Source organism: Nonomuraea composti (assembly GCF_012034275.1).
Taxonomy (GTDB): Bacteria; Actinomycetota; Actinomycetes; order Streptosporangiales; family Streptosporangiaceae; genus Nonomuraea; species Nonomuraea composti.
In genome coordinates this window covers 252,484-276,450 of record NZ_JAATEP010000008.1, presented here as the reverse complement: position 1 = coordinate 276,450, position 23,967 = coordinate 252,484, and the positions used below count along the sequence as shown (strand labels likewise).

Annotated in this window: 17 protein-coding genes and 1 pseudogene; 9 read left to right on the top strand and 9 right to left on the bottom strand. The window is 72.9% G+C overall.

What is annotated here, in order from left to right; all coding sequences use genetic code 11:
* Positions 1–86: 86 nt before the first annotated feature.
* Together HCN51_RS14475 and HCN51_RS14470 are read right to left on the bottom strand one after the other, a co-directional pair.
* Positions 87–1,634 carry a clostripain-related cysteine peptidase gene (locus HCN51_RS14475; protein ID WP_168010148.1) on the bottom strand — a complete coding sequence of 516 codons (1,548 nt, stop codon included), beginning with the start codon at positions 1,632–1,634 and terminating at the stop codon, positions 87–89.
* Positions 1,634–2,596: a hypothetical protein gene (locus tag HCN51_RS14470; protein ID WP_168010147.1), complete on the bottom strand. Its 963-nt coding sequence runs from the start codon at positions 2,594–2,596 to the stop codon at positions 1,634–1,636. The genes HCN51_RS14475 and HCN51_RS14470 overlap by 1 nt, the downstream gene beginning before the upstream one ends.
* Before the next feature lie 243 nt (positions 2,597–2,839).
* On the opposite strand from HCN51_RS14470, the gene HCN51_RS14465 reads away from it, so the two are divergent.
* The 4 genes from HCN51_RS14465 (at position 2,840) to HCN51_RS14450 (ending at position 10,469) form a co-directional block, all read left to right on the top strand.
* Positions 2,840–5,788 (top strand): helix-turn-helix transcriptional regulator, encoded by a 2,949-nt coding sequence (locus HCN51_RS14465; protein WP_168010146.1) that lies wholly within the window; start codon positions 2,840–2,842, stop codon positions 5,786–5,788.
* 144 nt (positions 5,789–5,932) lie between these two features.
* Positions 5,933–6,937, top strand: coding sequence for a hydroxyacid dehydrogenase (locus HCN51_RS14460; protein ID WP_168010145.1), 1,005 nt, complete (start codon positions 5,933–5,935; stop codon positions 6,935–6,937).
* A 59-nt stretch (positions 6,938–6,996) separates the two neighbouring features.
* The gene (gene metG / locus HCN51_RS14455; protein ID WP_168010144.1) at positions 6,997–8,613 is read left to right on the top strand and encodes a methionine--tRNA ligase; all 1,617 of its coding nucleotides are present in this window, start codon (positions 6,997–6,999) and stop codon (positions 8,611–8,613) included.
* A 62-nt stretch (positions 8,614–8,675) separates the two neighbouring features.
* Complete coding sequence (locus tag HCN51_RS14450; protein WP_206066989.1) at positions 8,676–10,469, top strand: serine/threonine-protein kinase; 1,794 nt, start codon at positions 8,676–8,678, stop codon at positions 10,467–10,469.
* Between the two features lie 12 nt (positions 10,470–10,481).
* On the opposite strand, the gene HCN51_RS14445 is transcribed toward HCN51_RS14450, so the two are convergent.
* From HCN51_RS14445 to HCN51_RS14435, 3 genes are all read right to left on the bottom strand, one after another.
* On the bottom strand, positions 10,482–14,492 hold the full coding sequence (locus HCN51_RS14445) for an nSTAND1 domain-containing NTPase (protein WP_168010143.1): 4,011 nt from the start codon (positions 14,490–14,492) through the stop codon (positions 10,482–10,484).
* 122 nt (positions 14,493–14,614) lie between these two features.
* Positions 14,615–15,193 carry a GNAT family N-acetyltransferase gene (locus tag HCN51_RS14440; RefSeq protein WP_080045652.1) on the bottom strand — a complete coding sequence of 193 codons (579 nt, stop codon included), beginning with the start codon at positions 15,191–15,193 and terminating at the stop codon, positions 14,615–14,617.
* Positions 15,194–15,205: 12 nt separating this feature from the next.
* Positions 15,206–15,715, bottom strand: a complete 510-nt coding sequence (locus HCN51_RS14435) for a shikimate kinase (protein ID WP_206066987.1) — start codon at positions 15,713–15,715, stop codon at positions 15,206–15,208.
* A 38-nt stretch (positions 15,716–15,753) separates the two neighbouring features.
* On the opposite strand from HCN51_RS14435, the gene HCN51_RS14430 reads away from it, so the two are divergent.
* Together HCN51_RS14430 and HCN51_RS59395 are read left to right on the top strand one after the other, a co-directional pair.
* Positions 15,754–16,035: a hypothetical protein gene (locus HCN51_RS14430; RefSeq protein WP_168010142.1), complete on the top strand. Its 282-nt coding sequence runs from the start codon at positions 15,754–15,756 to the stop codon at positions 16,033–16,035.
* 13 nt (positions 16,036–16,048) lie between these two features.
* Positions 16,049–16,429, top strand: a pseudogene (locus HCN51_RS59395) (ChaB family protein); the annotation flags it as partial.
* Positions 16,430–16,756: 327 nt separating this feature from the next.
* On the opposite strand, the gene HCN51_RS14420 reads toward HCN51_RS59395, so the two are convergent.
* From HCN51_RS14420 to HCN51_RS14410, 3 genes are all read right to left on the bottom strand, one after another.
* Positions 16,757–18,586, bottom strand: coding sequence for a transketolase (locus HCN51_RS14420; RefSeq protein ID WP_240972800.1), 1,830 nt, complete (start codon positions 18,584–18,586; stop codon positions 16,757–16,759).
* A gap of 102 nt (positions 18,587–18,688) precedes the next feature.
* Positions 18,689–19,702, bottom strand: coding sequence for an SDR family oxidoreductase (locus HCN51_RS14415; protein ID WP_168010140.1), 1,014 nt, complete (start codon positions 19,700–19,702; stop codon positions 18,689–18,691).
* 7 nt (positions 19,703–19,709) lie between these two features.
* A complete protein-coding gene (locus HCN51_RS14410; RefSeq protein ID WP_155129213.1) occupies positions 19,710–19,973 on the bottom strand; it encodes a hypothetical protein in 264 nt (87 codons plus the stop codon).
* 84 nt (positions 19,974–20,057) lie between these two features.
* Here HCN51_RS14410 and HCN51_RS14405 point away from each other — a divergent pair, with 84 nt between their 5' ends.
* Genes HCN51_RS14405 through HCN51_RS14395 form a run of 3 tightly spaced genes read left to right on the top strand, consistent with a single transcriptional unit; the run spans position 20,058 to position 22,083 of the window.
* Positions 20,058–21,053, top strand: coding sequence for a DNA topoisomerase IB (locus HCN51_RS14405; RefSeq protein WP_168010139.1), 996 nt, complete (start codon positions 20,058–20,060; stop codon positions 21,051–21,053).
* Positions 21,054–21,098: 45 nt separating this feature from the next.
* Positions 21,099–21,347: a BON domain-containing protein gene (locus HCN51_RS14400; protein ID WP_080045658.1), complete on the top strand. Its 249-nt coding sequence runs from the start codon at positions 21,099–21,101 to the stop codon at positions 21,345–21,347.
* Entirely contained in the window at positions 21,340–22,083 is a 744-nt protein-coding gene (locus tag HCN51_RS14395; protein WP_206066985.1) for a metallophosphoesterase family protein, read from the top strand. The genes HCN51_RS14400 and HCN51_RS14395 overlap by 8 nt, the downstream gene beginning before the upstream one ends.
* A gap of 9 nt (positions 22,084–22,092) precedes the next feature.
* Here HCN51_RS14395 and HCN51_RS59390 read toward each other — a convergent pair whose 3' ends face one another.
* Positions 22,093–23,874 carry a SpoIIE family protein phosphatase gene (locus tag HCN51_RS59390; protein ID WP_168010138.1) on the bottom strand — a complete coding sequence of 594 codons (1,782 nt, stop codon included), beginning with the start codon at positions 23,872–23,874 and terminating at the stop codon, positions 22,093–22,095.
* Positions 23,875–23,967: the final 93 nt, after the last annotated feature.

Below are 23,967 nucleotides of genomic sequence, written 5' to 3'. Positions count from 1 at the left end.
AGCCCCAGCGACGCCGGCGGAACGCCGGCATGTGGCTCTGACGCCGCCTTGAGACGCCGTCTGAAGACGCCGCCTCGGGCGCTCTCCTACCGCCTGATGGTACGCGCGTTCGCGTAGTCCCTGAGGAATTCGTCCCACTCGGTGTGCTGGGCGATCTGGAGGTCCCCGTAGTAGCGCGAGATGGTGCGCTCCATCGGGAAGTACGCGCTCAGCCCGCCGCACTCCTCCACCTTCTCGCCCTGGTGGCCCTCGTTGATCACGAAGCCGCCCGGCCCGTGGATGGCCAGCAGCTTGTCCGCCACCGAGGCCAGCGTCGGGTCGGTGCGCGAGTCGGCCACCAGCGCCAGGCAGATCGTGCGCAGGTCCATGAGCGAGCGGTCGATGTGGAAGCGGGTCGCGACCGACTGCACGCTGTCCACCACGGACCGGTTGACCTGCACCTGCCGCCGCATGCCCGCGGCCAGCGTCTGGAACTCGCCCATGAACTCCTCGATGCGGGTCGCGTCCACCGCGCACTGGGTGACGGTCTGGTGCGTGCCGCGGTAGGACTTCACGTACTCCTCCACGGCGATCCGCCCGAGCTCGCGCGCGTCCATGCGCGGATCGGCCGCCATGGCGGACAGGATCTCCGTGTACGGCCAGCCCTCGTTCGGCTCCAGCTCCTCCGAGCCCACCACGACGCCGACGTGCTCGCGCAGCTCGAAGCAGACCTCCAGGTTGCTCATGAGGCAGGCGTCCATGCCGAGCAGGTCGAGCGGCCGGCCGAGGTCCTGGTGGACGGCCCGCATGACGTTGCACAGCTCGATGGTGTCCAGCGAGTGCAGCGTCCCGTCGTCGCCGGCGATCGCCCGCTCCTGCCCGTTCGGCAGGCGCAGCACCTCGGTCAGCGACGTCGTGAACACCGCCTTGGTCATCTCCTGCGACTCCGTCAGCCTGGACAGCTCCGAGAAGGCCGGCTCGCCGTCCGCCATGGACGCGCGCGGCGCCCTGCGGACGTAGCCGCTCTCCACGTCGCGCCGCGCCGCGCGGCCCCTGACCTGGGTGTAGATCTGGTCGAGGTCGTCGGGGGACCAGCCGCCGCCGTGGTTCCAGATCACCAGCGCGTACCGCTTGGCGGGCGCGCGGCGCACGGACCAGCGCACGAAGTCGAGCAGCGTCTGCGGGTGGCCGGAGTCGACCGGCGGGTGCAGCTCCTCGATCAGGTCGGGCGCGCCGCCGGCCCTGACCTCCATGTGCTGGGCCCGGCCGCCGGCGTCCTGCCGCTTGACGAAGCAGGTGACCCGGACGCCGTTGTACGACGGGACGGCGCGCAGCTCCTCCAGGTCGCGCCCGGCGGCGTCGGACAGGTTGTTGTTGCCGGCCATGTAGACCATGAAGCTCCACTCGGCCGGCTCGTCCTGGCGGGGCTCGCTCGCCAGGCTCGCCTGGGTCCGGCCGAGCGCCCGCCACGTGCCGGGGCCGGTCACGCCGTCGGCGGGCAGCCCCTCGCGCTGCTGGAGGCTCAGCACGGCCCCGTACGTGGCGCCGCCGAAGTACCCGTCGGCCCGTACCCGGTAGCCGCGGGCGCGCAGCAGCTCCTGGAGCCGCCTGACCTGTTCTCCTCTGCTGCCGAGCCGCAGCGTGGGCCCGGCCATCAGTCGGCGGCCCAGTGCAGGTCGAAGCACTTCCCGTCGGGCGTCAGGTCGCCGATCGGGATGACGTACATCGGCGCGTGCTCGCCGAACATCCGGGCCTTCCACAGCACGATGGAGCCGCCGGACTGCACGGCCCTCGACTCGAAGACGGCGTAGCGGTCGCCGTCGGTCTCGACGAAGCAGAGCTGCTGGCCGGTCTCGTCGGTGACCTGAACGCCCTTCCACCACATGGTGTGCGGCGCCGTCGTGATGCGGATCTCGGTGGTGCCGGGCTGGGCGGGCGTCTCGGTGAGGTGGAGGACGTCGCCGTCGCGCAGCCGGTGGGCGTTGACGAGGTCGTTCCTGGAGATCCGCATGAGCTGGATGGGGCCGCGACCGGGCATGGGCTCGTACCGGACGGGGGCGCGCTGGTCGCCGTGCACCATGGCCAGCAGCTCGGGCAGCTGCGAGACGATCGCGGGCAGCGTGGCCTGCACGATCGGGCCGAAGTAGCGCTGGTTGAGCTCGCGGTCGGTCACGCGTACGGGGTGCTCGGCGCGCATGCCGTGCATCGACTGGAGCAGGCCCGGCAGCACCTGCATCATGATCGGCGTGACCGTGCCGAGCAGCTGCGGCACGAACTGCAGGAAGCGGTCCTCCTCGTTCTGGTCGGTGTCGGCCTTGGCGGGGCCGAAGCTGAGCAGCTGCTCCACCAGCGGCGGGATGATGGCCTGCACGACCGGCATGAGGACGGCGGCCACGTCCATGAACGAGCGGTCGGCGGCGAGCTGGGCGTAGGTCCACCCGGGGCTGAAGGGCTCCTGTTGCTGCTGGTACTCCACGGGCCGGTGCTCCATGCGCGGCCTCATCGGCAGCAGGTGGGCCTGTTGCGGACGTGCTCCGAACTGGTCGGCTGCCTGGTGGGTCAGCTGGAGTCCCTGGAGGATCGTGGGGAAGAGCACGTTGAGAATGCGTGCTTCCACTCCCCGCTGCTCCTCGGCGATGTAGGACGGCATCATGTTCTCCCGGCGATTTGGGGCATTCGTCCACGTTGGACGGTATGAATGGGTTTTGCCGGGAGCATCAGGGAACGCCCTGGGGAATACCCCGGGGCGTTTCCCTAATGACCGAAAGAGCTGACTCGGGTAAAGGAGACTGGACGCCCGCCGGGCCAAGGCCCACGATGAACTTTGGCCTAGGGAACATCCGGCGAGGGGGTGAGTCCGATGGCAGCCCGCGCCCTCCGCAATGGACCCGAGCGCTCCCGGGACGAACAGTTCGTCGGCCGGTACCGCGAACTGGCGGTGCTCCACGCTCAGCTCGGGCGGGTCTGCGAAGGACGGTCGAGCCTCGTCGTGCTGGAGGGGCCGGCCGGGATCGGCAAGACGGCGGTGGCAGGGGAGTTCCTGTCCGCGATCGAGAACGCGGCCGTGCTGGAGGTCAGCGGCGACGACGGCGAGTCCGAGCTGCCCTACGGCGTGCTCGCCCAGCTCGTGACCCAGGCCCACCAGGTGCCCGAGGCGCTGGCCGGGCTCGCCGCCGGCGCCACCCCCGACCCGCTGGCCGTGGGGGCCGCGCTGCTGCAGCTCCTGGCCCAGCTCCAGCACGCCGCGCCCGTCGTCGTCGCCATCGACGGGGCCGACTGGGCCGACCTGCCCTCGCTGCAGGCGCTGACGTTCGCGCTGCGGCGGCTGCGTACCGACCGGGTGCTCGCCGTCGTGATCGTCAGGGAGAGCGACCACCCCCGCCTGCCCGACGGGCTGCGGCGGCTGCTGCGCAGCAGCGCCGCGCTCCGGCTCCCCCTGGACGGGCTCAGCGCCCGCGAGCTGCAGGCGCTCAGCGCCCGGCTCGGCCCCGTGCGGCTCACCCCCCAGGCCGCCGAACGCCTGCACGAGCACACCAAAGGCGTCCCCCTGCACGCGCGGGCGCTGCTCCAGCAGGTGCGCGCCGAGACCCTGGCCGACGTGGACGCCCCGCTGCCCGCGCCACGCGCCTACGCCACCTACGTGCGCGGGCGGCTGGGCGCCTGCGACGACCCCGCGCAACGGCTGCTCACGGCCGCCGCCGTGCTCGGCACGTCCGCGCCCCTGCACCTCGTCGCCCGCATGGCCGGGCTGACCGAACCGCTGCCCGCCCTGGAGCAGCTCACCGGCGCCGGGCTGCTCGCCGAGTGGCGTACCGGCGCCGGCGTGTCGGTCGGCTTCCCCAACCCGCTCGTCAGGGCCGCCGTCTACCACGACCTCGGGCCCGCCACGCGGCGGCGGCTGCACCTCCAGGCCGCCTCCCTCGTCGAGGACGTCGTGCACCGGCTGCACCACCGGCTCGCCGCCGCCGACCAGGTGGACGACGCGCTCGTCCGCGAGGTCGCCCTCGTGGGGCGGCGGCAGGCGGCGGCCGGGCACTGGGCCGGCGCGTGCGGCTGCCTGACCAGGGCCGTCCAGCTCACCCGCGCCGGGCCGGAACGCGACCGGCTGATCGCCGAGGCGGTGGAAGCCCTCCTGGCCGCCGGCCGCCCCGCCGACGCCGCCGCCCTGGGCGCCCAGATCTCGCCTGGGGGCGATCCCGGGGTGCACGGTTACGTCCAGGGGTCGGTGGCGCTGGTGGCGGGACGGGTGGAGGAAGCCGTCCGGCGCCTTCACGAAGCCTGGACCCACGCCTCCGGCGCCCCGGACCCTGCCCAGGCGCGCGCGGGCGGTGACGTGCGGCTCGCCTCCGCGATCGGCGCTCGCCTGGCGCTGGCCGGCCTGCTGCGGGGCAGCGGCCCGGACGCCGCGCGCTGGGCCGCTCACGCGCTGGCCCTGCCCCGTGGACAGGAGGACGGTCAGGACAACGGACGGGACTGCAGGCAGGAGAGCGGACGGGGAAGCAGGCAGGCGAGCGGCCAGGAGGGCGGCCAGGAGAGGGGACGGGGGACCAGGCAGGAGAGGGGACGGGGGACCAGGCAGGAGAGGGGACGGGGGAGCAGGCAGGAGGGTGGCGGGGAGTTCGGGCGGTTTGCCCGGTTGGTGGGGCTGGGGCTGGCCGGGGAGGTCGAAGCGGGGCTGGCGGAGTGCGCCGAGCTGCCCGTGCCCGCGCAGGCCGGCCCCAGTGAGCTGGACGCCCTGCTCGGGCGCGGCACCCTGCGCCTGTGGGCCGACGACCTGGCGGGCGCGCAGGCGGACCTGCTCGGGCTGCTCGCCGTGAGCGCCGGCCGGTCGGCGCCGTTCCAGCTGCTGGTGGCGACGACGCTGGCCCAGGCCGAGTACCGGCTGGGCCGGTGGGACGACGCGGCCGGGCACGCCGAGCTGGGCGCCTCGACGGCCGACGACTTCGGCCAGGCGTGGCTGGCGAGCCACGCCCACGCCGTGGCCGCCCTCGTCCCGGCGGCGCGCGGCGAGTGGGAGCGGGCCGCCACGCACGTACGGGCCGCCCGCGCCGCCTGCTCGCCCGGCAACGTCGCCGCCCAGGTGAGCACGGCCGCCGCCGAGGCCCTGGTGGCGACGGCGCGCGGCGACCACGACGGGGTCGTCGCCGTGCTCACCCCGCTCACCAGGACGAACCTGCCGGACGAGCCGGTCGTCGTGCTCTGGCGCACGCTCCTGGCCGACGCCCTGGTCAACGCGGGCCGGCCGGAGGAGGCCGAGGAGGTCCTCGTCCCGTGCGAGCTGCTGGCCCTGGACAGGGAGCGGCGCAGCGTGCTGGCCGCCGCCGCCCGCGCCAGGGCGGGGCTGCACGCGGCCAGGCACGAGCCAGGCGAGGCGGAGACCTGCTACCAGGTGGCGCTGGAGCACACGGCCAAGACCGAGACGCCGTTCGAGGAGGCCAGGATCCAGCTCGCGTACGGAACGTTCCTGCGCCGTAGGGGCCGCCGCTCGGCCGCCGCGGAGCAGCTCGAAGCGGCCCAGCTCACGCTGTCGCGGCTGGGGGCGCTGCCGTACCTGGAGCAGTGCGACCTGGAGCTGGCCGCGAGCGGGCGGGCGGTGCTGCGCCCGCAGGACACCGCGCGGCTCGGGCTGACGCCGCAGGAGCACACGGTGGCGGTGCTGATCAGCAGGGGCCTGACGAACCGGCAGGCGGCCCGCAAGCTGGTGCTGAGCGTCAAGACCGTGGAGTACCACCTGAGCCACATCTACACGAAGCTCGGCATCACCTCCCGCACGGCGCTGATCGGCAAGCTGAGCGATCTCGGCGAGTGAGACGGCGTGCGGCGACGGCACGAGCACGGCTGAGGAGGCGGGTCGTAAGGCGACAGCCCGGCCGAGGAGGCGGCCCGGGCGGGGCCGGGCCGTAGTCGATCGTTATGATCGCGTTTGACCTACGCCGATGTCCGGGGGAGCGTGATGACCGTTTCGCGGCCGAAGACCCTGCTCGCGATGGCACCGCACATCGCCGACCGGCTCATCACCGGGCCGGTGCGCGAGCGCCTGGTCGCGATCGCCGACGTGGACCCCGGCCTGGTGGCCGCCGACTTCGCCGACCCGGCCGTGGCCGGGGCGCTGGCCGAGGCGGAGGTGCTCTACACGAGCTGGTGGTGCCCGCCCATCACCGCCGAGGTGCTGGCCGCCGCCCCGCGCCTGCGGGCCGTCGTGCACGCGGCCGGCTCGGTCAAGCACCACATCACCGAGGCGTGCTGGGAACGCGGCCTGCTCGTCTCGTCCGCGGCGGTGGCCAACGCCGAGCCCGTCGCCGAGTACACGCTGGCCGCCATCCTGTTCGCCGGCAAGCGGGTCGTGGACATCGCCCGGCTCTACCGCGAGCACCCCGGCACCCGGCTCGACCTCGACGCGATGTTCCCCGGGTTCGGCAACTACCGGCGCACCGTCGGCATCATCGGCGCGTCCAAGATCGGGCGGCGGGTGATCGAGCTGCTGCGGCCGTTCGAGCTGGAGGTGCTGGTCGCGGACCCGTACCTGACCGACGACCTCGGCGTGGAGAAGGTCGAGCTGGACGAGCTGTTCGAGCGCAGCGACATCGTCAGCGTGCACGCGCCCGCGCTGCCCGAGACCCGCCACCTCGTCAGCGCCGCCCGCCTGGCTCTGATGCGCGACGGCGCCACGCTGATCAACACCGCTCGCGGCGCGCTCGTCGACCAGGACGCGCTCATCGCCGAGCTGGCCTCCGGCCGCCTGTACGCCGTCCTCGACGTCACCGAGCCCGACGTGCTGCCGGCCGGCTCGCCCCTGTACGACCTGCCGAACGTGCTGCTCACCCCGCACATCGCCGGGTCGCTGGGCGGCGAGCTGGCCCGCCTCGCCGACCTGGCCGTGGACGAGCTGGCCAGGTACGCCCAGGGCCTGCCGTTCGCGCACGGCGTCGCCGCGGAGGAGCTGTCCACGCTCGCCTGACCGGGGCCGTCGGTCAATCCATGTGAAACGCCGGGGCCCCGGCCAGTAGGATCACGCCCATGGTGGCCACCGGATCCGGGACTAAGAGTGGAAAGGCGTTCTACGTCACCACTCCCATTTACTACGTCAACGACGCGCCGCACTTGGGCCATGCCTACACGACGGTCGCCGGCGACGTTCTCACCCGGTGGCACCGGCAGCGCGGCGAGCGGGTCTGGTTCCTCACCGGCACCGACGAGCACGGCCAGAAGGTCCTGCGCACCGCCGAGTCCAAGGGCGTCAGCCCGCAGGAGTGGTGCGACAAGCTCGTGGAGGAGGCGTGGAAGCCCCTCTGGCAGCACCTGGAGATCGCCAACGACGACTTCATCCGCACCACCGAGAAGCGGCACACCGACCGGGTGCGCGAGTTCGTCCAGGACCTTTACGACAAGGGCGAGATCTACAAGGGCGGATACGAGGGCCCCTATTGCGTGGGCTGCGAGGAGTACAAACTCCCCGGCGAGCTGCTCGAAGGCACGGGCGAGAACGCGGGCAAGCAGTTGTGCCCGATCCACAAGCGGCCGGTGGAGATCCTCAAGGAGGAGAACTACTTCTTCCGCCTGAGCGAGTACGCCGACAAGCTGCTCGCCCACTACGAGGCCAACCCCGGCTTCATCCAGCCCGAGTCGGCCCGCAACGAGGTGCTGAGCTTCGTCCGCCAGGGGCTGCAGGACCTGTCGATCTCCCGCTCCACGTTCGACTGGGGCGTGCCCGTCCCGTGGGACGACGACCACGTCATCTACGTGTGGGTGGACGCGCTGCTCAACTACGCGACGGCGGTCGGCTACAACCAGAACCAGGAGACGTTCGACGCCAGCTTCCCGGCCGACGTGCACCTGCTCGGCAAGGACATCCTGCGCTTCCACGCGGTCATCTGGCCGGCGCTGCTGATGGCCAACGGGCTGCCGCTGCCGGGCCGCATCGTCGCCAACGGCTGGCTGCTGGTCGGCGGCGAGAAGATGTCGAAGTCGAACCTGACCGGCATCAGCCCGCGCCAGATCACCTCCCACTTCGGCGTCGACGCCTTCCGCTGGTACCTGCTGCGGGCCATCGCCTACGGTCAGGACGGCTCGTTCTCCTGGGAGGACCTCGCCGCCCGCTACACCTCCGAGCTGGCCAACGACTACGGCAACCTCGCCTCACGGGTGGCCGCCATGGTCGGCAAGTACTTCGACGGCGTGCTGCCGGACGCGAGCGCCGACGGCGACGCCGAGCAGGCCGTCCACGACGGCCTGGCCAGGGCGGTCGCGGAGGCCGACAGGAAGATCGGCGACGACGTCGAGTTCCAGGCGGGCCTGCTGGCCATCTTCGAGTTCATCAAGCAGGTCAACGGCTACATCTCCGAGCAGGAGCCGTGGAAGGTGGCCAAGGACGACTCCCCGGAAGCGCGGGCCCGCCTGGCGACCATCCTCTACACCGCCGCCGAGTCCCTGCGGGCGGTCGCCGTGCTGCTGCACCCGTTCATGCCCGCCAGCTCCCAGAAGCTGTGGGAGTCGCTCGGCGCCGAGCCCGCCCTCGGCCCCCTGGCCGACCAGCGGGTCCAGGAAGCCGGCCAGTGGGGCAGGCTGCCGGCCGGCTCGACCGTCACCAAGGGCGCCGCCCTGTTCCCGCGCCTGGAGGAGCAGCCGGGCGCGTAACCCACCTGGCCGGGCGGGCGCGCGCGTAGCGCGCCCGGGCGGGCCGGCCCTACGCTCTCCGCATGGACAAGAGGGTGATCGACGGCCGCTTCGAACTCGTGGAGCGGCTCGGTGGCGGCGGCATGGGCCTGGTCTGGCGAGCCTGGGACGTCGCCCTGCACCGCGAGGTCGCGCTCAAGGAGGTACGCCCGCCCGACCCCTCCATCGAGGAGCACGACCCCACCCTCGCCCGCGAGCTGCGCTCCAGGGTGCTGCGCGAGGCCCGCGCCCTCGCCCGGCTCAACCACCCCCACGTGGCCACCATCCACCACATCGTGGACCCGGGCGAGCAGGGCTACCCCTGGATCGTCATGGAGCTGGTCACCGGCGGCTCCCTCCAGGACCAGCTCCAGCGCGGGCCGTTACCGGTCAGGGAGGCGGCCCGGCTCGGCCGCGAGGTCCTGTCCGGCCTGCGGGCCGCCCACGCCGTCGGCATCCAGCACCGCGACGTCAAACCCGCCAACGTGCTGCTGCGCGAGGACGGCCGCTCCGTGCTGACCGACTTCGGCATCGCCGCGATGCGCGAGTCCACCAGCCTCACGGCCACCGGGTCGTTCATCGGCTCGCCCGAGTACATGGCGCCCGAGCGCATCAACGGCGTCGAAGGCGACCCCGCCTCCGACCTGTGGTCGCTGGGCATGATGGTGTACGTCGCGGTGGAGGGGCGGCACCCGCTGCGCCGCAGCACCACCCTGGCCACGCTGGCCGCCGTCCTCAACCAGGACGTGCCGCCCGCGGAGCGCGCCGGGGCGCTCGGGCCCGTGCTGGGCGCCCTGCTCGTCCGCGACCCGGCCGCCCGCCCGGACCCGGAGACCCTGGACCGCATGCTGGCCGCAGCCGAATCCGGCCGCACCCCTCCGCCGCACCTGGGCCCCGGGATGCCGGCCTCCGGTCCTGGGATGCCGCCGGCCGGCGGGTCTGGGATGCCGCCGGCCGGCGGGTCTGGGATGCCGGTGGGGGCCGGGGCGTTCGGTGCGGGTCCGGCGATGCCGCAGCACGGGGCCGGTGGCCCGCACTTCCCGGGCGCGCACACCGTTCCGCCCGGTTCGGGGCAGACCGTCCCGCCCGGGTACGCCAAGGCGCCCCAGCAGCAGCCCCCGTGGGGCGCCGGGCCGATCCCGGGCGCCGACACCGCGACCACCCGCCGCAGCACCCGCGCCGGGCGCGGAGCGGCGGTGGCGGTGTCCGTGTCGGTGGCGGCGGTCGCGGCGGTGGCCGTGCTGGTGTGGCAGTTCCTGCCCACGATCACGGACGCGGCCGGCGGCAACCCCCGGACCACCAGCCTCAACCTCGGGATCGATCCCACCACCGCCACCACGGAGCCCGCCGACGAGCCCGCCGACGAGCCCGGCGACGACGCCACCGGCGAGCCCGCCGCGAAGAACCTGCTCACCCCCGCCGGCATGCGCGACATGATCGCCAAGCTGAAGCCGGTCATCGGCGGCACCAAGGTCGTCAAGATGACGGTCCACCCGACCCACGCCTCCGTGGACGTCCCCCGCAAGGACGACCCCGAGGTCTACGACAGCTACGACTACCGCGACGGGAACGTCACCGGCCCCAGGACGGGCAGCACGTTCGACACCCCCCTCATCGACCTGGCCAAGTTCAACTGGGACGCGCTGCCCTCCCTGCTCAAGAAGGCGAAGAGCGACCTCGGCGCCCGCGCCCCGATCTCCCATCACATGATCGTCGACCCCGACTACTCGTTCGCCTCGATGAAGCAGGTCCTGCTCGTCTACGCCTACGACACCTACAGCCGCGGCGGCTACCTCGTGGCCAGCCCGCAGGGCAAGGTGCTCAAGGTCGTCAGCTAGGGCGGGGCGGGGTCAGCAGCTGTCCTGGTAGCCGCTCTCCGGGATCAGGCGCGCCCACTCCGCCCTGGTCAGCGCGCCGTCCGCGCGTGCGCACACCTCGCGCGCCGTCAGCCCGGGATCGACCGCGACCTCCCGTACGGTGCCGTCGAGCGCCACGCCGCGCAGCCGCTTGCCGTCCTGGCTGAAGGCGAGCCCGGCGGCCCACGAGCCGACCTGGCCGACCTCGCGCAGCGCCGCGGTGTCCCAGAGGGAGGTACGGCCCGCGTCCACGGCCAGCAGGTCGCCGGCCGGGGAGAAGCGCAGCTCGTCCACCGGGGCGGAGCCGGTCTCGATCGTGCCCATGGTCGCCCGCTCCCGGACGTCCCACAGCAGCACCCGGCCGCCCTCCAGCGCGATCGCCAGCCGGCCGCCGTCGGGGGAGAAGGCCAGCGCCGTCGGGGCCGCGCCGTCGGTCAGGTCGAGCGGGGTGACGCGGCCCGTGGGCAGGTCGAGCAGGTTCCGGCCGGCGGCCAGCGTCGTGCCGTCGGGGCTGAAGGCCAGCGCCAGGTCGCCGGCGCCCGCGTACTCCTTGATGCGCCGGCCCGTACGCACGTCCCACGTCTCCAGCAGCTTGCCGCGCGCGGTCGCCAGCGTGCCGCCGTCGGGGGAGAGGGCCACGGCGGGCACGTCGCCGCCCGCCTCGATCGTGGACACCTGCCTGCCGCCGGCCACCTCCCACACCGTCACCGGGTCGCCCGCCACCGCCAGCAGCCGGCCGGCCGCGTCGAACGCCAGGTCCCCGGCCGCCGCGATCCGGCCCAGCTTCCTGCGCTCCTCGGTGTCGGTGAGCTCGATCGCGTTCCCGACCTCCTTGGCCGCGACGCGGCCGTTGCCCGAGAACGCCGCTATGTGGCCGTCGCCGGACGGCGCCGGCAGGCCGGACACGTCCAGCGAGACGACCGAGCCCAGGCCGCCGAGGTAGCGCAGCTGGCGGCCGTCCAGGGAGAAGGCCAGGCCGTGGCCGGGGTCCTTGAGGGGGTACGAGCCGGACAGGCGGCGCTCGGCGACGTTCCAGACACGTACCTCGCCGGCGCCGGGGAGTGCGAGCAGGCGGCCGTCGGGGCTGAAGACGAGCGGGCCCGCCGACGCGCCCGGCGCCGCCTCCATCCCGTCCACGACCTCGACCCCCCACGCCCGGTCCTGCCCCTGCCGGGCCCCGGGCCCACGCCCATCATCCGGCTCACCACCCGGTCGCGCCCCCTGACCGTCACCGGCCCGCGCGTCCTGCCCGTCACCGGCCCGTGCCGCCTGACCGTCGCCGGTCCGCGCCGCTTCCCCGCCACCGTCACTGGTTCGCGCCGCCTCCCCGCCACCGTCGCCGGCCCGTGCCGTCTCGCCGTCGCGGGGGCGTGCTGCCTGGCCGTCGGAGGAGCGGGCCGCCTCGCCGTCGCCCGTCCGCGCCGCCTGGGGATCGCCGCTTCCGGACCGTCCGGTGCCCGCCTCGTCGGCGTGGCGCGGCGTCGCTCCGGTCGCGCGTGCCTGCGGCTGCCCGGTGCCCGAGCCGCCGGTGCCCGGCCGGCCCGCCTTGCTCGCACTGGCCTCGGCCTCCGCTCGGGCCGTCCCGGTCTGCGCGTCCGGCTGGGCCGGGCCGGTCGCGGGGGCGTCCGCGCCCGTGCTCGCCGACGCGCCCGCCGCCGGGGCCTGCGACGCGCCCGCGGCGGGAGGCTGCGAGGTGCTCGCGGCGGGAGGCTGCGAGGTGCTCGCCACTGGCGCCTGCGAGGCGCGGGCCGCCGGAGCCTGGGAGGTGCCCGGGGCCGCCGCCTGGGATGGGGCCGAGGGCGGGGCCTGGGCCGGGGTGGGGGTCGGGGCGGGCAGGGCGAGGACGCCCGAGCTTGGGGCGGTGGCGCCGGTCGGGGCGGGCGACGCACCGCGCGACAGGTCGGCGACCGTGTCGGGCCCGGGCTGCGTCGCCGTCCCGAACGTCTCGGCGGAGGCTCCGCGCGACCGCGCGTCCTCGCCCCCGACCAGCGTGACCCCGTCGCGGCCGGCGACCGCGAGCGTGCGGCCGTCCGGGCTGAAGGCGAGGGCGGGGGCGGCGGCGTCCGCGCCGGTGAGGGGTTCGACCTCGAGGACCTTCACCCGGGTACGGCGCGGCGCCAGGTCCCACAGCTCGACCCGCCCGTTGAGGCGGGAGACGGCCGCCCGCGCGCCGTCGGCCGACAGCGCGACCTTGGCGTCGGTGAGGTCGAAGAGCACGCGTGTCCCCCGGTAGACCCGGGTCCTGTTCCCCTTGCTGATGGCGTAGACGGCCGCGTCGGGCGCGCGGCCGGTGGTGACGTCGATGGGGCCGGTGGCGGGGCCCTCGGCGTAGCGGCCGTCGTCGCTGAGTGCCGTGATGCCGGCGGGCAGCGGGTACGACGCGACCCGCCGCCGGGCTGCGACGTCCCAGAGGGTGAGCGCTGAGGCGTCCCATCGGATGAGGGTGTCGCCGCGCAGCAGGTAGCGGGCCTGCGGGTCGGCGTCGGGGTCGGTGAAGACGGCCAGCTCCGGCTGGACGAGCGACGCCTGGAGCGCGGCCCGCGCCTCGAAGACGGGCGCGAGCCGCCACGCGGCCACGCTGAGCCGCATGGCGGTGCGCGGGTCGGAGGTGCGCAGCGACTCGGCGCGGGCGGCGACGGCGCGGGCGTCGGCTTCGATGAGGCGTTCGCGCAGGTCGTTCTGCCCGTGCACGGACACGACGGTCATCGTGACGGCGACGGCCAGCACGGCCGCGACGGACGCGAGCGCGGGCACGAGCAGCTTCCTGCGTTGCTTGGACAGGGCCACGCTGTCGTTGATGAAGTCGCGTTCGAGCTGGTTGAGCCGCACGTGGCGGCGCTTGGTGGCGGCCCAGCCGAGCGCGGTGTCGAGCTCGTGCCCGCGCAGCAGGTGCCCGCGCCCGCGCCGGTGCTCCGACCAGTGCCGGGCGGCCTCGCGGATGCGGCGGTGCACGACCAGGCCCTCGCGCTCGTCGGCCACCCAGCCGCGCAGCCGGGGCCAGGCCCGGTAGAGCGCGGCACTGGCCGGGGCGACGCGGTCGTCGCTGACGGCGACGAGCTTGCCGACGGAGGTCTCGACGGCGGGCACGCGGACGCTGCGGCGGACGAGCAGGCCGGCCTCCATGAGCGGGCGCAGCACGTCGCCCTCGTCGTGCGGGGTGTCGCCGTCGAGCAGGCGCAGCAGCAGGCCGGGCACCTCCTGCTGCTGGGCGGGCGTGAGCGTCGCGTACACCTCCTCGGCCAGCTCGCCCAGCGACCGCTGCCGGACGTACGTCTCGGGCGGCCGCAGCTGCGCGTCGCTGTCGACCAGCAGCTCGGCGGCCGTGGGACGGTCGGCGGGGTCCTTCGCCAGCGCCCGCCCGACCAGCTCGGCGAGGGAGCCGGGCAGGCAGCTCACGTCGGGGTCGACGGTCAGCAGCCGGTGCATGATGCCGCCGAGGCTGTCGCCGTGGAACGGGTCGTGTCCGGTGGCCGCGAACAGCACGACGGCGCCCCACGCGAACACGTCGGCCGCCGCCTCGGCGGCCTGCCCGGTGAGCACTTCGGGCGCCTGGTACGTGCACGCGCCCAGCGGCCGGGGCACCGGCAGCCCCAGCTCGATCACCTTGGGGCCGTCGTCGGCCAGGAGCACGCTCTCGGGGTTGAGCCCCCGGTGGGTGAGCCCGGCGTCGTGCAGCGCGCGCAGCACCTCGGCCAGCGCCCCGGCCAGCGCGGCCAGCTCGGCGCCCGCGTACGGCCCGTGCAGCGCGACGGCCTGCCGCAGGTCGGGCCCGTTGACGAACTCGCTCACCACGTAGGGGATGCCCGCGTCGGACCCGACGGCGACCACTTCGGCCAGGTGGCGGCAGGTCACGCGCTCGTAGCGGTGCCCGACCTCGCCGCGCGGCACGGTGACCGCGAACCGGTGGCCTTCGTCGTCGTAGGCGTCGTAGACGACACCGCGCCCGCCCGCGCCCAGCCTGGCGGCCAGCCAATAGCCGCCAAGCCTTTCGGGATCACCGGGCACCAAGCGCATCGTCACTGATGCTTAGATGCACGACACCGCCCATTGGTTGTCCGGAAACGACCTGATCCGGAAGGACGCGACAGGTCCCCCGCGCGCCTCGGGGGACCCATGCGTCATGATCATTATGCCAGGCCCCGCGACGCGGCCTGCCACTCCGGCCGCAGGATGGCCATGAGCACGCAGTCGTGCCACTGCCCGTCCCACAGGAGCGCGTCGCGCTCGACGCCCTCCTCGACGAAGCCGATCTTCTTGTAGACGTGCCGCGCCCGCTCGTTGAAGGCGTAGACGCCGAGCCTGATCCGGTGCAGCGGCGTGGTGCCGAACGCGTGGCCGAGGACCAGCTCGATCGCCTCCGTGCCGTACCCCTTGCCGAACACGCGGGGGCCGACCAGCCCGATGCGCAGGTTGCACGACAGGTTGGGAGCGTCGAGCTCGTTCAGCACGACCTCGCCGACGTACTCGTCGCCGGCCATGATGGCCAGGTCGAGCCGGTCGGGGTGGTCGCCGCGGGTGGCGTACCACGCGCGCAGCTGATCGGGGTCGAACGTGGCGTGCGAGCCCGTCAGCCGGCGCACATCGGGGTCGGAGACCGACTCGATCAGGCCTTCGACGTGCTCGGGGCCGACGGGGCGCAGCGTGACGCGCGCGCCCTTCAGCGTGGGTTTCTCGGCGAACGGTCCTTCTGGCAGTCCCTCTGGCATCCCTTCTGGCTATCAGTCGCGATCAACGCCGGGCAAACCCATTTCGGCCAGCACCTCGTCGCGCACATGCTCGGGGGTGAGCACGCCGACGTCGCAGATCAGGTCCGACACCTCGCGGAAGAACGTCTCGCGGCGGGCCCGCATCTCCCTCGGGTCGTAGTCGGGGCGGTGCTTGCTGGTGCGCATCCGCTCGGCCAGCACCGCGTCGTCGGCGTCCACCCAGACCACGAACGCCTTGCGCATCGCCGCGCGCACCTCGGCGTTCTCCAGCGTGCTGGCCGCCGCGGCGATCACCTTCGGCTCGCCCGCCAGCTCCTCCAGCACGTGCTCGGCCTCGTAGCGGTGCAGAGCCTCTTTGCCCTCGCGGGCGGCGATCGGCGCGGAGGTGGCGCCGTACTTCTCCTGGAGGTACTGGTCGCTGTCGGTGAACGGCAGCCCGAGCGCCTCAGCGATCAAGCGGCCGGCGGTCGTCTTGCCCGAGCCCATGAGCCCGATCATCACGACTGGTTTGTTTTTCGACATGTGGATAGAGGTTCCTTCGTGTCAAGGAGGTAAATCTGATGACCATCGCCGGAAGCATCATCCTCATCATGCTCGGTGCGATCCTCACCTGGGCCGTCGAGTTCGACCTCGCCGGCCTCGACATCAACGTAGTTGGCGTCATCCTCATGCTCGGTGGCCTGGTCGGGCTCCTGTTCGGCATATACAGGATCACCGTCACGCGCCGCGCGGTCGGCCCGATCGACGAGCCGGTGCACCGTCACGAGATCTACGAGGAGCCGGAGGCCCGCAGGACCACGGTCTACGAGGAGCGCCGCCACTACGACGAACCACCGCTGTAGGAGGTGAATCGACATGCCAGCCGTTGAAGAGCTGCCGTCGACCATCAAGCGTTCTCCGAAGAAGGCGCAGAACACGTGGATCAAGGCGCACGACTCGGCCGTCAAGGAGTACGGCGAGGGACGGCGCGCCCACATGACCGCGTTCGCCGCGCTGAAGCACTCCTTCGAGAAGGTCGGCGACCACTGGGAGGCGAAGGACGGCAAGGGCCCTTCCGACAAGGGCGCCACCGACCGCTCCGGCAGGACGGAAGAGGGCGTGGACGCCAACGCCAGCAAGGACCACCTGATGCAGGTGGCCGGCCGGCTCGGCGTGACCGGCCGGTCGAGGATGACCAAGCCGGAGCTGGTCGAGGCCATCAAGAAGGCCAACAGGTCGGCCACGGCGAAGTCCCGCTCGAACGGGAAGGCGAGCACGAAGTCGACCGGCACCAAGTCGACCGGCACCAAGTCCACGGGCACCAAGTCCGGGACGAAGGCGGCTTCCTCGTCGAAGTCCGGCACCAAGGCGACGTCCAAGGTGAAGTCGGGGCCCAAGTCGTCGCCCAAGAAGTCCACGAAGTCCGCCCCCAAGAAGTCCACCGCGAAGAAGTCCACTCCCAAGAAGGCTTCCGCGGCGAAGTCCCGCTGACGAGGTGGGGCTTGGCGACATCGTTCACCAACCACCCGGAGGGCCGTCGATCTCGCTGGATCGACGGCCCTCACTCATGTCTCCGGGCGGCGCTCACAGCAGCCGCTTGACCGCGTCGGCGATGGCGTGGCGGTCGATCCGGGCGTCGGCGAGCTGCTCCCGCGGCGTCGCCGAGCCGGGCAGATCGGTCACGGCCAGCTTCACCACGCGCGGCCCCAGCTCGCTCACGGCGTCCAGCACCGCGTCGCCCAGCCCGCCCTCGGCGCGGTGGTCCTCCACGGTGATCAGGTTGCCGGTGGTGGTCGCCGCCTCGGCCAGCACGGCCGTGTCGACCGGCTTGATCGAGTACAGGTCGATGACGCCCACGGGGATGCCGTCCGCCTGGAGGTCGTCGGCCGCCGCCAGCGCCTCGTGCACGGTGACGCCCGCCGCCACGATCGTGGCCCGGTCGCCGGGCGTGTGCCGCAGCACCCGCGACCCGCCCACCGTGAACCGCTCGCCCGGCGGATAGATCACGGGGGTGTCGCCGCGCGTGGTCCGCAGGTAGGACACGCCCTCCAGGTCCGCCATCTCGGCGATCAGCGCGGCCGTCTGGTTGGCGTCGCACGGGTAGAGCACGGTGCTGCCGTGCACCGTGCGCATCATCGCCAGGTCCTCCAGGCCCATCTGCGACGGCCCGTCCTCGCCGATCGCCACCCCGGCGTGCGAGCCGACCAGCCGGATGTCGGCCCCGCTCACGCCGGCCATCCTGATGAAGTCGTGCGCCCGGGTCAGGAACGCCGCGAACGTCGCCGCGTACGGCTTCCACCCGCGCACCTGCAGCCCGACGGCGGCGGCGACGAGCTGCTGCTCGGCGATGTACATCTCGAAGAAGCGCTCGGGGTGCTCCTTGGCGAACGTCTCCGTCTTCGTCGAGTCGGCCACCTCCCCGTCCAGCGCCACGACGTCGCCGCGGGCCGAGCCGAGCGCCGCCAGCGCCGCCCCGTACGCGGTCCGCGTCGCGACCTGCTCGCCCACCTGGTAGGAGGGCAGCTTCATCCCGTTGCTCGCGAACCGGAACGGCGTCGCGTCCACCTCGGGCCGCTGCACCTCGACGCGCACACTGCGCGGCCCGCCCAGCTCCTGCACGGCCTTGTCCGGGTCCTTGAGCGCCTTGCCGTGGGCGCCCTCGCGGTTCTCGACCTCCAGCACGCCCTCGCCCTTGCGGGTCTTGGCCAGGATCACGGTCGGCCGGCGCCGCGTGTTGCGGGCGTCGCCGAGGGCGAAGTCGATCTGGCCGGGGTCGTGCCCGTCGATCTCGATGGTGTGCCAGCCGAACGCGCCGAACCGGCGCGCGTACGCGCCGGTGTCCCAGCCGTGCCGGGTGGGGCCGCGCTGGCCGAGCCGGTTCACGTCCACGATGGCCGTCAGGTTCGCCAGGCCCTCGCTGCCGGCGTGCTCGGCCGCCTCCCAGATGGAGCCTTCCGCCAGCTCGCTGTCACCGCACAACACCCACACGCGGTACGGCAGCCGCTCCAGCCGGCCGGCCATCGCCACGCCCACGCCGACGGGCAACCCCTGGCCCAGCGAGCCGGTCGCCACGTCCACCCAGGGCAGCCGGGGCGTGGGATGGCCCTCCAGGCGGCTGCCCCTGCGGCGGAACGACAGCAGCTCCTCGTCGCTGATCACGCCGGCCGCCTTGTAAAGGGAGTACAGCAAGGGGGAGGCGTGCCCCTTGGAGAAGATCACGTGGTCGTTGGCCGGGTGCTCCGGGTGCTCGAAGTCGTAGCGCAGGTGGCACGCGAAGAGCACCGCCATCAGGTCGGCCGCGGACATGGACGAGGTCGGATGGCCCGAGCCCGCCTCCGCCGCCGCTCGTACGGAATCCACGCGAAGCTGTGCCGCCAGCTCGGCCAGGTACTGAAGATCGCGGTCAGGCATCATGACCTCCTCGAGACGTTTCCGCCCCGCCTACCCGGGCGCCGTCGCTTGACTCGGCGCGCGCGAGTCGCCCTGGGGAAGGCGCGGGCCCGGGTGATCAGGGGGTCAGGCCCGGCGCAGGCGCCGCACGGCGGCGACGGCCGCGGCGGCGGCACCACCGGCCAGGCCGAGCAGGACCGGCCCGCGGTGCTGGGAGAGCCAGACCTGGGGGCTGCGCGCGTGCGAGCGGTCGTCGAACGAGCCGTGCGCGCCGTAGTCGGTGCTCTCGTCGGCGGGCTCCCACAGGTTGGCCACGCCCGTGGGCTGCTTGTCGTCCGTCACCTGCGACTGCGTGCCGGTGCGGGCCAGGTAGCGGTCCACCAGGGCGGGCGCGACGCGCTGCGCGAGCAGGGTCGCCACGGTGCTGGTCCCGACCCAGTACTCCTTGCGCTCGGGGTGGGCGGCCGCGTACACGATCGCGCGGGCCGCCACTTCCGGCTGGTAGATCGGGGGGACGGGCTGGGGGTGGCGGCGCAGCTTGGACAGCACCCAGTCGAACTGCGGGGTGTTGACCGCGGGGAGCTGGACGAGCGTGACGCGCACGTTGCTGCGGTCGGCCAGCAGCTCCGTGCGGACGGACTCGGTGAAGCCCTTGATGGCGTGCTTGGCGCCGCAGTAGGCGGACTGGAGGGGGATGCCCCGCTGCGACAGGGCGGAGCCGGTCTGGACGATCGCGCCGGCGTTGCGGGGGCGCATCAGGTCGAGCGCGACCTTGGTGCCCCAGACGTAGCCCAGGTAGGTGACGGCGGTGGTGCGCTCGTACTCCTCGGGGGTGATGTCGGTGAACTTGGCGAACACGGAGGAGAAGGCGGTGTTGATCCAGACGGAGATGGGGCCCATCTCCTTCTCGATGCGTTCCGCCGCCGCGCGCACCTGCTCGTACTCGGCCACGTCGGCCTCGTACACCTGCCCGGTGCCGCCCTCCACGCCCACGTCCACGGCGGCCGCGCCGAGGCCGGTCGTACCGCGGGCGATCAGCGCGACCTTGGCGCCCTGCGCGCCGAGCTCGCGTACGACGGCGCGCCCGACGCCGCCGCTCGCGCCCGTCACCACTACCACGCGTCCACGAAGTGGTGCCATGCCGGAATCAGCCCGCCTCTCCGTCAGGTCCCTGCTGCCGCTTCTGGCGTCGTACGGCCAGCGTCATGTCGATCGCCGTGCCGATGGCCAGCACGACGGCGATGCCCGTCAGCACCGGCGCCCCGGTGAGCAGGCCGAGCACCGCGAAGGCGAACAGGAAGACCAGGATGAACGACCCGACCCTGACGTGCATGACGTCGCGGGGGGTCGCGGGCACCATGGCGTGCCCTCGGGTGTCGCGTGTCTCGTGCCATTCTCCGTTGTCAGACATGCGGCTCACCTGCCCCTACTGTTTGCCGCCTAACGTCGGGGGTAGCCGCCCTGCGTGCCCGAGCGAGATCGACATTCCGGCGAGTTGCACCCCAGCGACCAGAGCGAGCCGGGCATCGTGCGGCGCCGGCGCGGGCGCGGGTTCAGCTACGAGGGCCCCGACGGCCGGCCGGTGCGCGATCCCGCCACGCTCGCCCGCATCAGGGCGCTGGCCATCCCCCCTGCCTGGCGGGACGTGTGGATCTGCACGTCGCCGCGCGGGCATCTGCAGGCCGTCGGCACGGACTCCGCAGGTCGGCGGCAGTACCGCTACCACGACCTGTGGCGCGAGCAGCAGGACCGGGCCAAGTTCGACCGGGTGCTGGAGGTGGCCGAGCGGCTGCCCGCGTTCAGGAAGACCGTGGACGAGCAGCTCCAGGGGCGCGGGCTGACCAGGGAGCGGGTGCTGGCCGCCGCGGCCCGGCTGCTCGACATCGGCTTCTTCCGCATCGGCGGCGAGAGCTACGACACCTACGGCCTGGCCACGCTGCGGATGGAGCACATCACCTGCTCGCGCGGCGTGGTCACCTGCTCCTACCAGGCCAAGGGCGACATCAGGCGGGAGGTCGAGGTGGCCGACCCGGCCGCGTGCAAGGTGCTGCGCTCGCTCAAGGCGCTGCGCGTGGAGGGCGAGCTGCTGCGCTACCGGCGTGAGGGCGGCTGGGGCGACATCAGGAGCGAGGACATCAACGAGTACCTGCGCGAGACCATCGGCTACGAGGTCACGGCCAAGGACTTCCGCACCTGGCACGCCACCGTGCTGGCGGCGGTGGGGCTGGCAGTGTCCAGGCCGGCGCGGGAGGGCGTCACCAGCAAGAAGCGGGCCATCACCCGGGTGATGCGGGAGGTCGCGGAGTATCTGGGCAACACTCCGACGGTGGCGCGGGCGTCGTACGTGGATCCGCGCGTGGTGGAGGCGTACGACCAGGACAGGACGATCGCGGGGGCGCTGACGGAGCTCGGGGCGGACGCGGATTTCGGGCAGCTCGCCACGGCGGGACCCGTCGAACGGGCGGTCATTGAGCTGATTCGCGCCGTTTGAGCTGTTCGCGACCGGGCATGCGCCGACAGAAGAAGGAGGCGAGCGATGGAAGCTCCGCAGTACGTCGCGGCCCGTGTCCAGCAGGCGCTGGCCGAGGACGGACGCACGCACGAGCTCGGAATTCGCGTCGACATCAGAGGCGACCAGCTTTTCCTGCGCGGACAGGTGAGCGGCGCCGAGCAGCGCGAGCGGCTCGGCCAGGTGGCGCACGAGGTCGCGCCCGAGCTCCACGTGCACAACGAGATCAACGTCGTTGAGGCGACCGCGCCGGGGGAGGATGAGCATCTTGACTGACCTGCGTATAGCCGCCGTGGGGGACATCCACCTCGGCGAGGACGTCAGAGGCCAGTACAGGAAGAAGCTCGAAGGCATCGAGGACCGTGCGGACGTGTTCATGCTGGCGGGAGACCTCACCCGGCACGGCACGCTGGAAGAGGGCCGGGTCGTGGCCGACGAGCTGCGCGGCCTGCCGATCCCCGTCATCGCGGTGCTCGGCAACCACGACTACCACTCCGACCTGCAGTACGAGATCGCCAGCGAGCTGCGCGACGCCGGCGTCATCGTGCTCGACGACGACGGTGTGGTCGTGCAGTGCGGCGACAAGAAGCTGGGCGTCGTCGGCGGCAAGGGATTCGGCGGCGGGTACGCGGGCAAGTGCGCCAGCGAGTTCGGCGAGCGCGAGATCAAGAACTTCGTCTCCCACACGCGCTACATCGCCGAGGCGTGGAAGGTGGCACTGAAGGAGATCGTGGCCGACCACCGCGTGGTGCTGTCGCACTACTCCCCGATCAAGGAGACGCTGGAGGGCGAGCCGCCCGAGATCTACCCCTTCCTGGGCAGCTACCTGCTGGCGGAGGCGGTCGACACGGCCGGCGCCGACCTGATCCTGCACGGGCACGCGCACAAGGGCAGCGAGAAGGGCATGACGCCGGGCGGCATCCGGGTCCGCAACGTGGCGCTGCCGGTGCTCGGCAGGGCTTATTGCGTGTACTGCCTCAACTGCGCCGACGACCTGCAGACCCACCCTTAGAGAGCCCGCCTAGAGGACTCGTACGGCGAGGAGACACACGTCGTCCTCCAGCGAGTCGCCCCCCAGCCGATCCAGCACGCAGTCGATCAGCTCTTCCGGATCGTCGGCGTCGCAGGAGCGCGCGGCCTGGAGCAGGGCGTCCATGCCCGCCTCCAGGTCCTGCCCGCGCCGCTCCACCACCCCGTCGGTGTAGAGCAGCAGGACGTCGCCCGACTGGAGCGCGGTGGTCGTCATCCGGTACTCGGTCACGTCGAACGCGCCGAGCATCATCCCCTGCGCGCCGTCGATCGGCTGGGGCCGGCCGTCCCTGATGAGGAGCGGCGCCAGATGGCCGGCGTTCGTCCACCGGAAGGTGCAGTCGTGCGGGTCGAAGTGGCCGATGATGGCCGTGCCGGTCACGGTGACGCCCTCGTTGGAGTGCACGATCAGGTCGTTCAGCCAGGTGGCGAGCCGGTCGGCGGGCGCCTGCGTGTAGGCGAGGCCGGCCAGCCCCGAACGCATCTGCAGCATGATGCTGGTCGCGGTCAGCCCGTGCCCCATCGCGTCGCCGATGGCGAGCAGCACCCTGCCGTCGGGGATGAGGCGGGCCTTGAACCAGTCGCCGCCGAGCCGGATCAGCTCCTCGCCCGGCAGGTAACGCACGCCGACGGTCAGGCCCGGCAGGTGGATGAGGCCGCGGCGGATCGGCAGGATCGTGTTCTGCAGCTGCACCGTGATCCGGTGCTCCTCCTCGGCCCGGCGGCGCTGCCGCTGCGCCTGCTCGTGCGCCACGGCCAGGGCCCGCTCCTTGCGCCGGTTCTTCGTCACGTCCTGGGCCAGGCAGCGCACCTTGACCGGCACGCCGTCGGCGTCGAGGATCGGCTCGCTGAACACGCTCAGGTGCCGCACCCCGTGCCGGTGCTGGATCCTGAACTCCGTCTCGACCGCCTCCCTGTGCTCCAGCAGGGAGCGGACCAGGTCCTCGACGATCGGCAGGTCCTCCGGCACGACCACGGCCGGCAGGTCCTCCAGGGGCATCGGGCCGTCGGAGCGGTCGCGGCCGAACATCTCATACATCTGGGGCGTCCACAGCGTGCGCTGCGTGGCCAGGTTCCACTCGCCCCAGCCCAGCTCGGCCAGCCGTTGGGCGCGTTCCCAGCCGGAGACGAGCAGCTCCTCGTCGTCCAGGGGGCGCCAGCTCACCAGCAGCCCGCCGTCCACGCGCGAGGCCCGCACGGCCAGCGTCGCGGGCCACAGCAGGGAGTCCACCGCCTCCACGAACTCCACCGACTCCCGGTGGATCGGCTCGCCGCTCTCGAAGACGGCGATGTAGTCGTCCAGCAGCCCGGAGCCCGCCACGCCGGGGCTGGCCTCCATGAGCCGGCGCCCCGTCAGCTCCGCGGCGGTACGCCCGGCCACCGTCCTGGCGTGCCGGTTGGCGGCGAGAATGAGGAAGTCCACGACGCGGCCCGTCGCGTCCTTGACCGGGGTGAGATAGAGGGCCGAGGCGTGCACCGCCTCCAGCATGCCGCTCACCCAGTCGGGCACCTCGGGCCGCGGCCTGGGCCCTTCAGGGGAGCGCTCGATGCCCCTGGCCACCTCGACCAGCTCCAGGCCGCTGTGCTGGGCCATCCTCGACAGCTGCTCGGCCGCCTCGCCCGGAAGGATGTTCAGCTCCGTGGCGAGGCGGGCCACGGCCTCGTCGAGGATGGCCTCCTCACGCATGTGCAGGCGCAGCCGTACGAGCTGGTCCCTGACCCTCGCCGACGCAGCGCCCGACTCGTAGCGGCTGAACGGCGGAAATCTACTCACACGCTCGTCATCCCCGGCACTTGGGAATGACGAGGAGCGTCACTAGCGATATTTCAGCAAAACGATATAGAGACCGCTGGACCGTTCACGGGG

What these genes read in the sequence shown, in the direction of transcription:
- HCN51_RS14475 (WP_168010148.1), bottom strand. Translation starts at nt 1,634, where the DNA reads ATGGCCGGGCCCACGCTGCGGCTCGGCAGCAGAGGAGAACAGGTCAGG.
- HCN51_RS14465 (WP_168010146.1), top strand. Translation starts at nt 2,840, where the DNA reads ATGGCAGCCCGCGCCCTCCGCAATGGACCCGAGCGCTCCCGGGACGAA.
- HCN51_RS14460 (WP_168010145.1), top strand. Translation starts at nt 5,933, where the DNA reads ATGACCGTTTCGCGGCCGAAGACCCTGCTCGCGATGGCACCGCACATC.
- metG (WP_168010144.1), top strand. Translation starts at nt 6,997, where the DNA reads ATGGTGGCCACCGGATCCGGGACTAAGAGTGGAAAGGCGTTCTACGTC.
- HCN51_RS14450 (WP_206066989.1), top strand. Translation starts at nt 8,676, where the DNA reads ATGGACAAGAGGGTGATCGACGGCCGCTTCGAACTCGTGGAGCGGCTC.
- HCN51_RS14440 (WP_080045652.1), bottom strand. Translation starts at nt 15,193, where the DNA reads ATGCCAGAGGGACTGCCAGAAGGACCGTTCGCCGAGAAACCCACGCTG.
- HCN51_RS14435 (WP_206066987.1), bottom strand. Translation starts at nt 15,715, where the DNA reads ATGTCGAAAAACAAACCAGTCGTGATGATCGGGCTCATGGGCTCGGGC.
- HCN51_RS14430 (WP_168010142.1), top strand. Translation starts at nt 15,754, where the DNA reads ATGACCATCGCCGGAAGCATCATCCTCATCATGCTCGGTGCGATCCTC.
- HCN51_RS14420 (WP_240972800.1), bottom strand. Translation starts at nt 18,586, where the DNA reads ATGATGCCTGACCGCGATCTTCAGTACCTGGCCGAGCTGGCGGCACAG.
- HCN51_RS14415 (WP_168010140.1), bottom strand. Translation starts at nt 19,702, where the DNA reads ATGGCACCACTTCGTGGACGCGTGGTAGTGGTGACGGGCGCGAGCGGC.
- HCN51_RS14410 (WP_155129213.1), bottom strand. Translation starts at nt 19,973, where the DNA reads ATGTCTGACAACGGAGAATGGCACGAGACACGCGACACCCGAGGGCAC.
- HCN51_RS14400 (WP_080045658.1), top strand. Translation starts at nt 21,099, where the DNA reads ATGGAAGCTCCGCAGTACGTCGCGGCCCGTGTCCAGCAGGCGCTGGCC.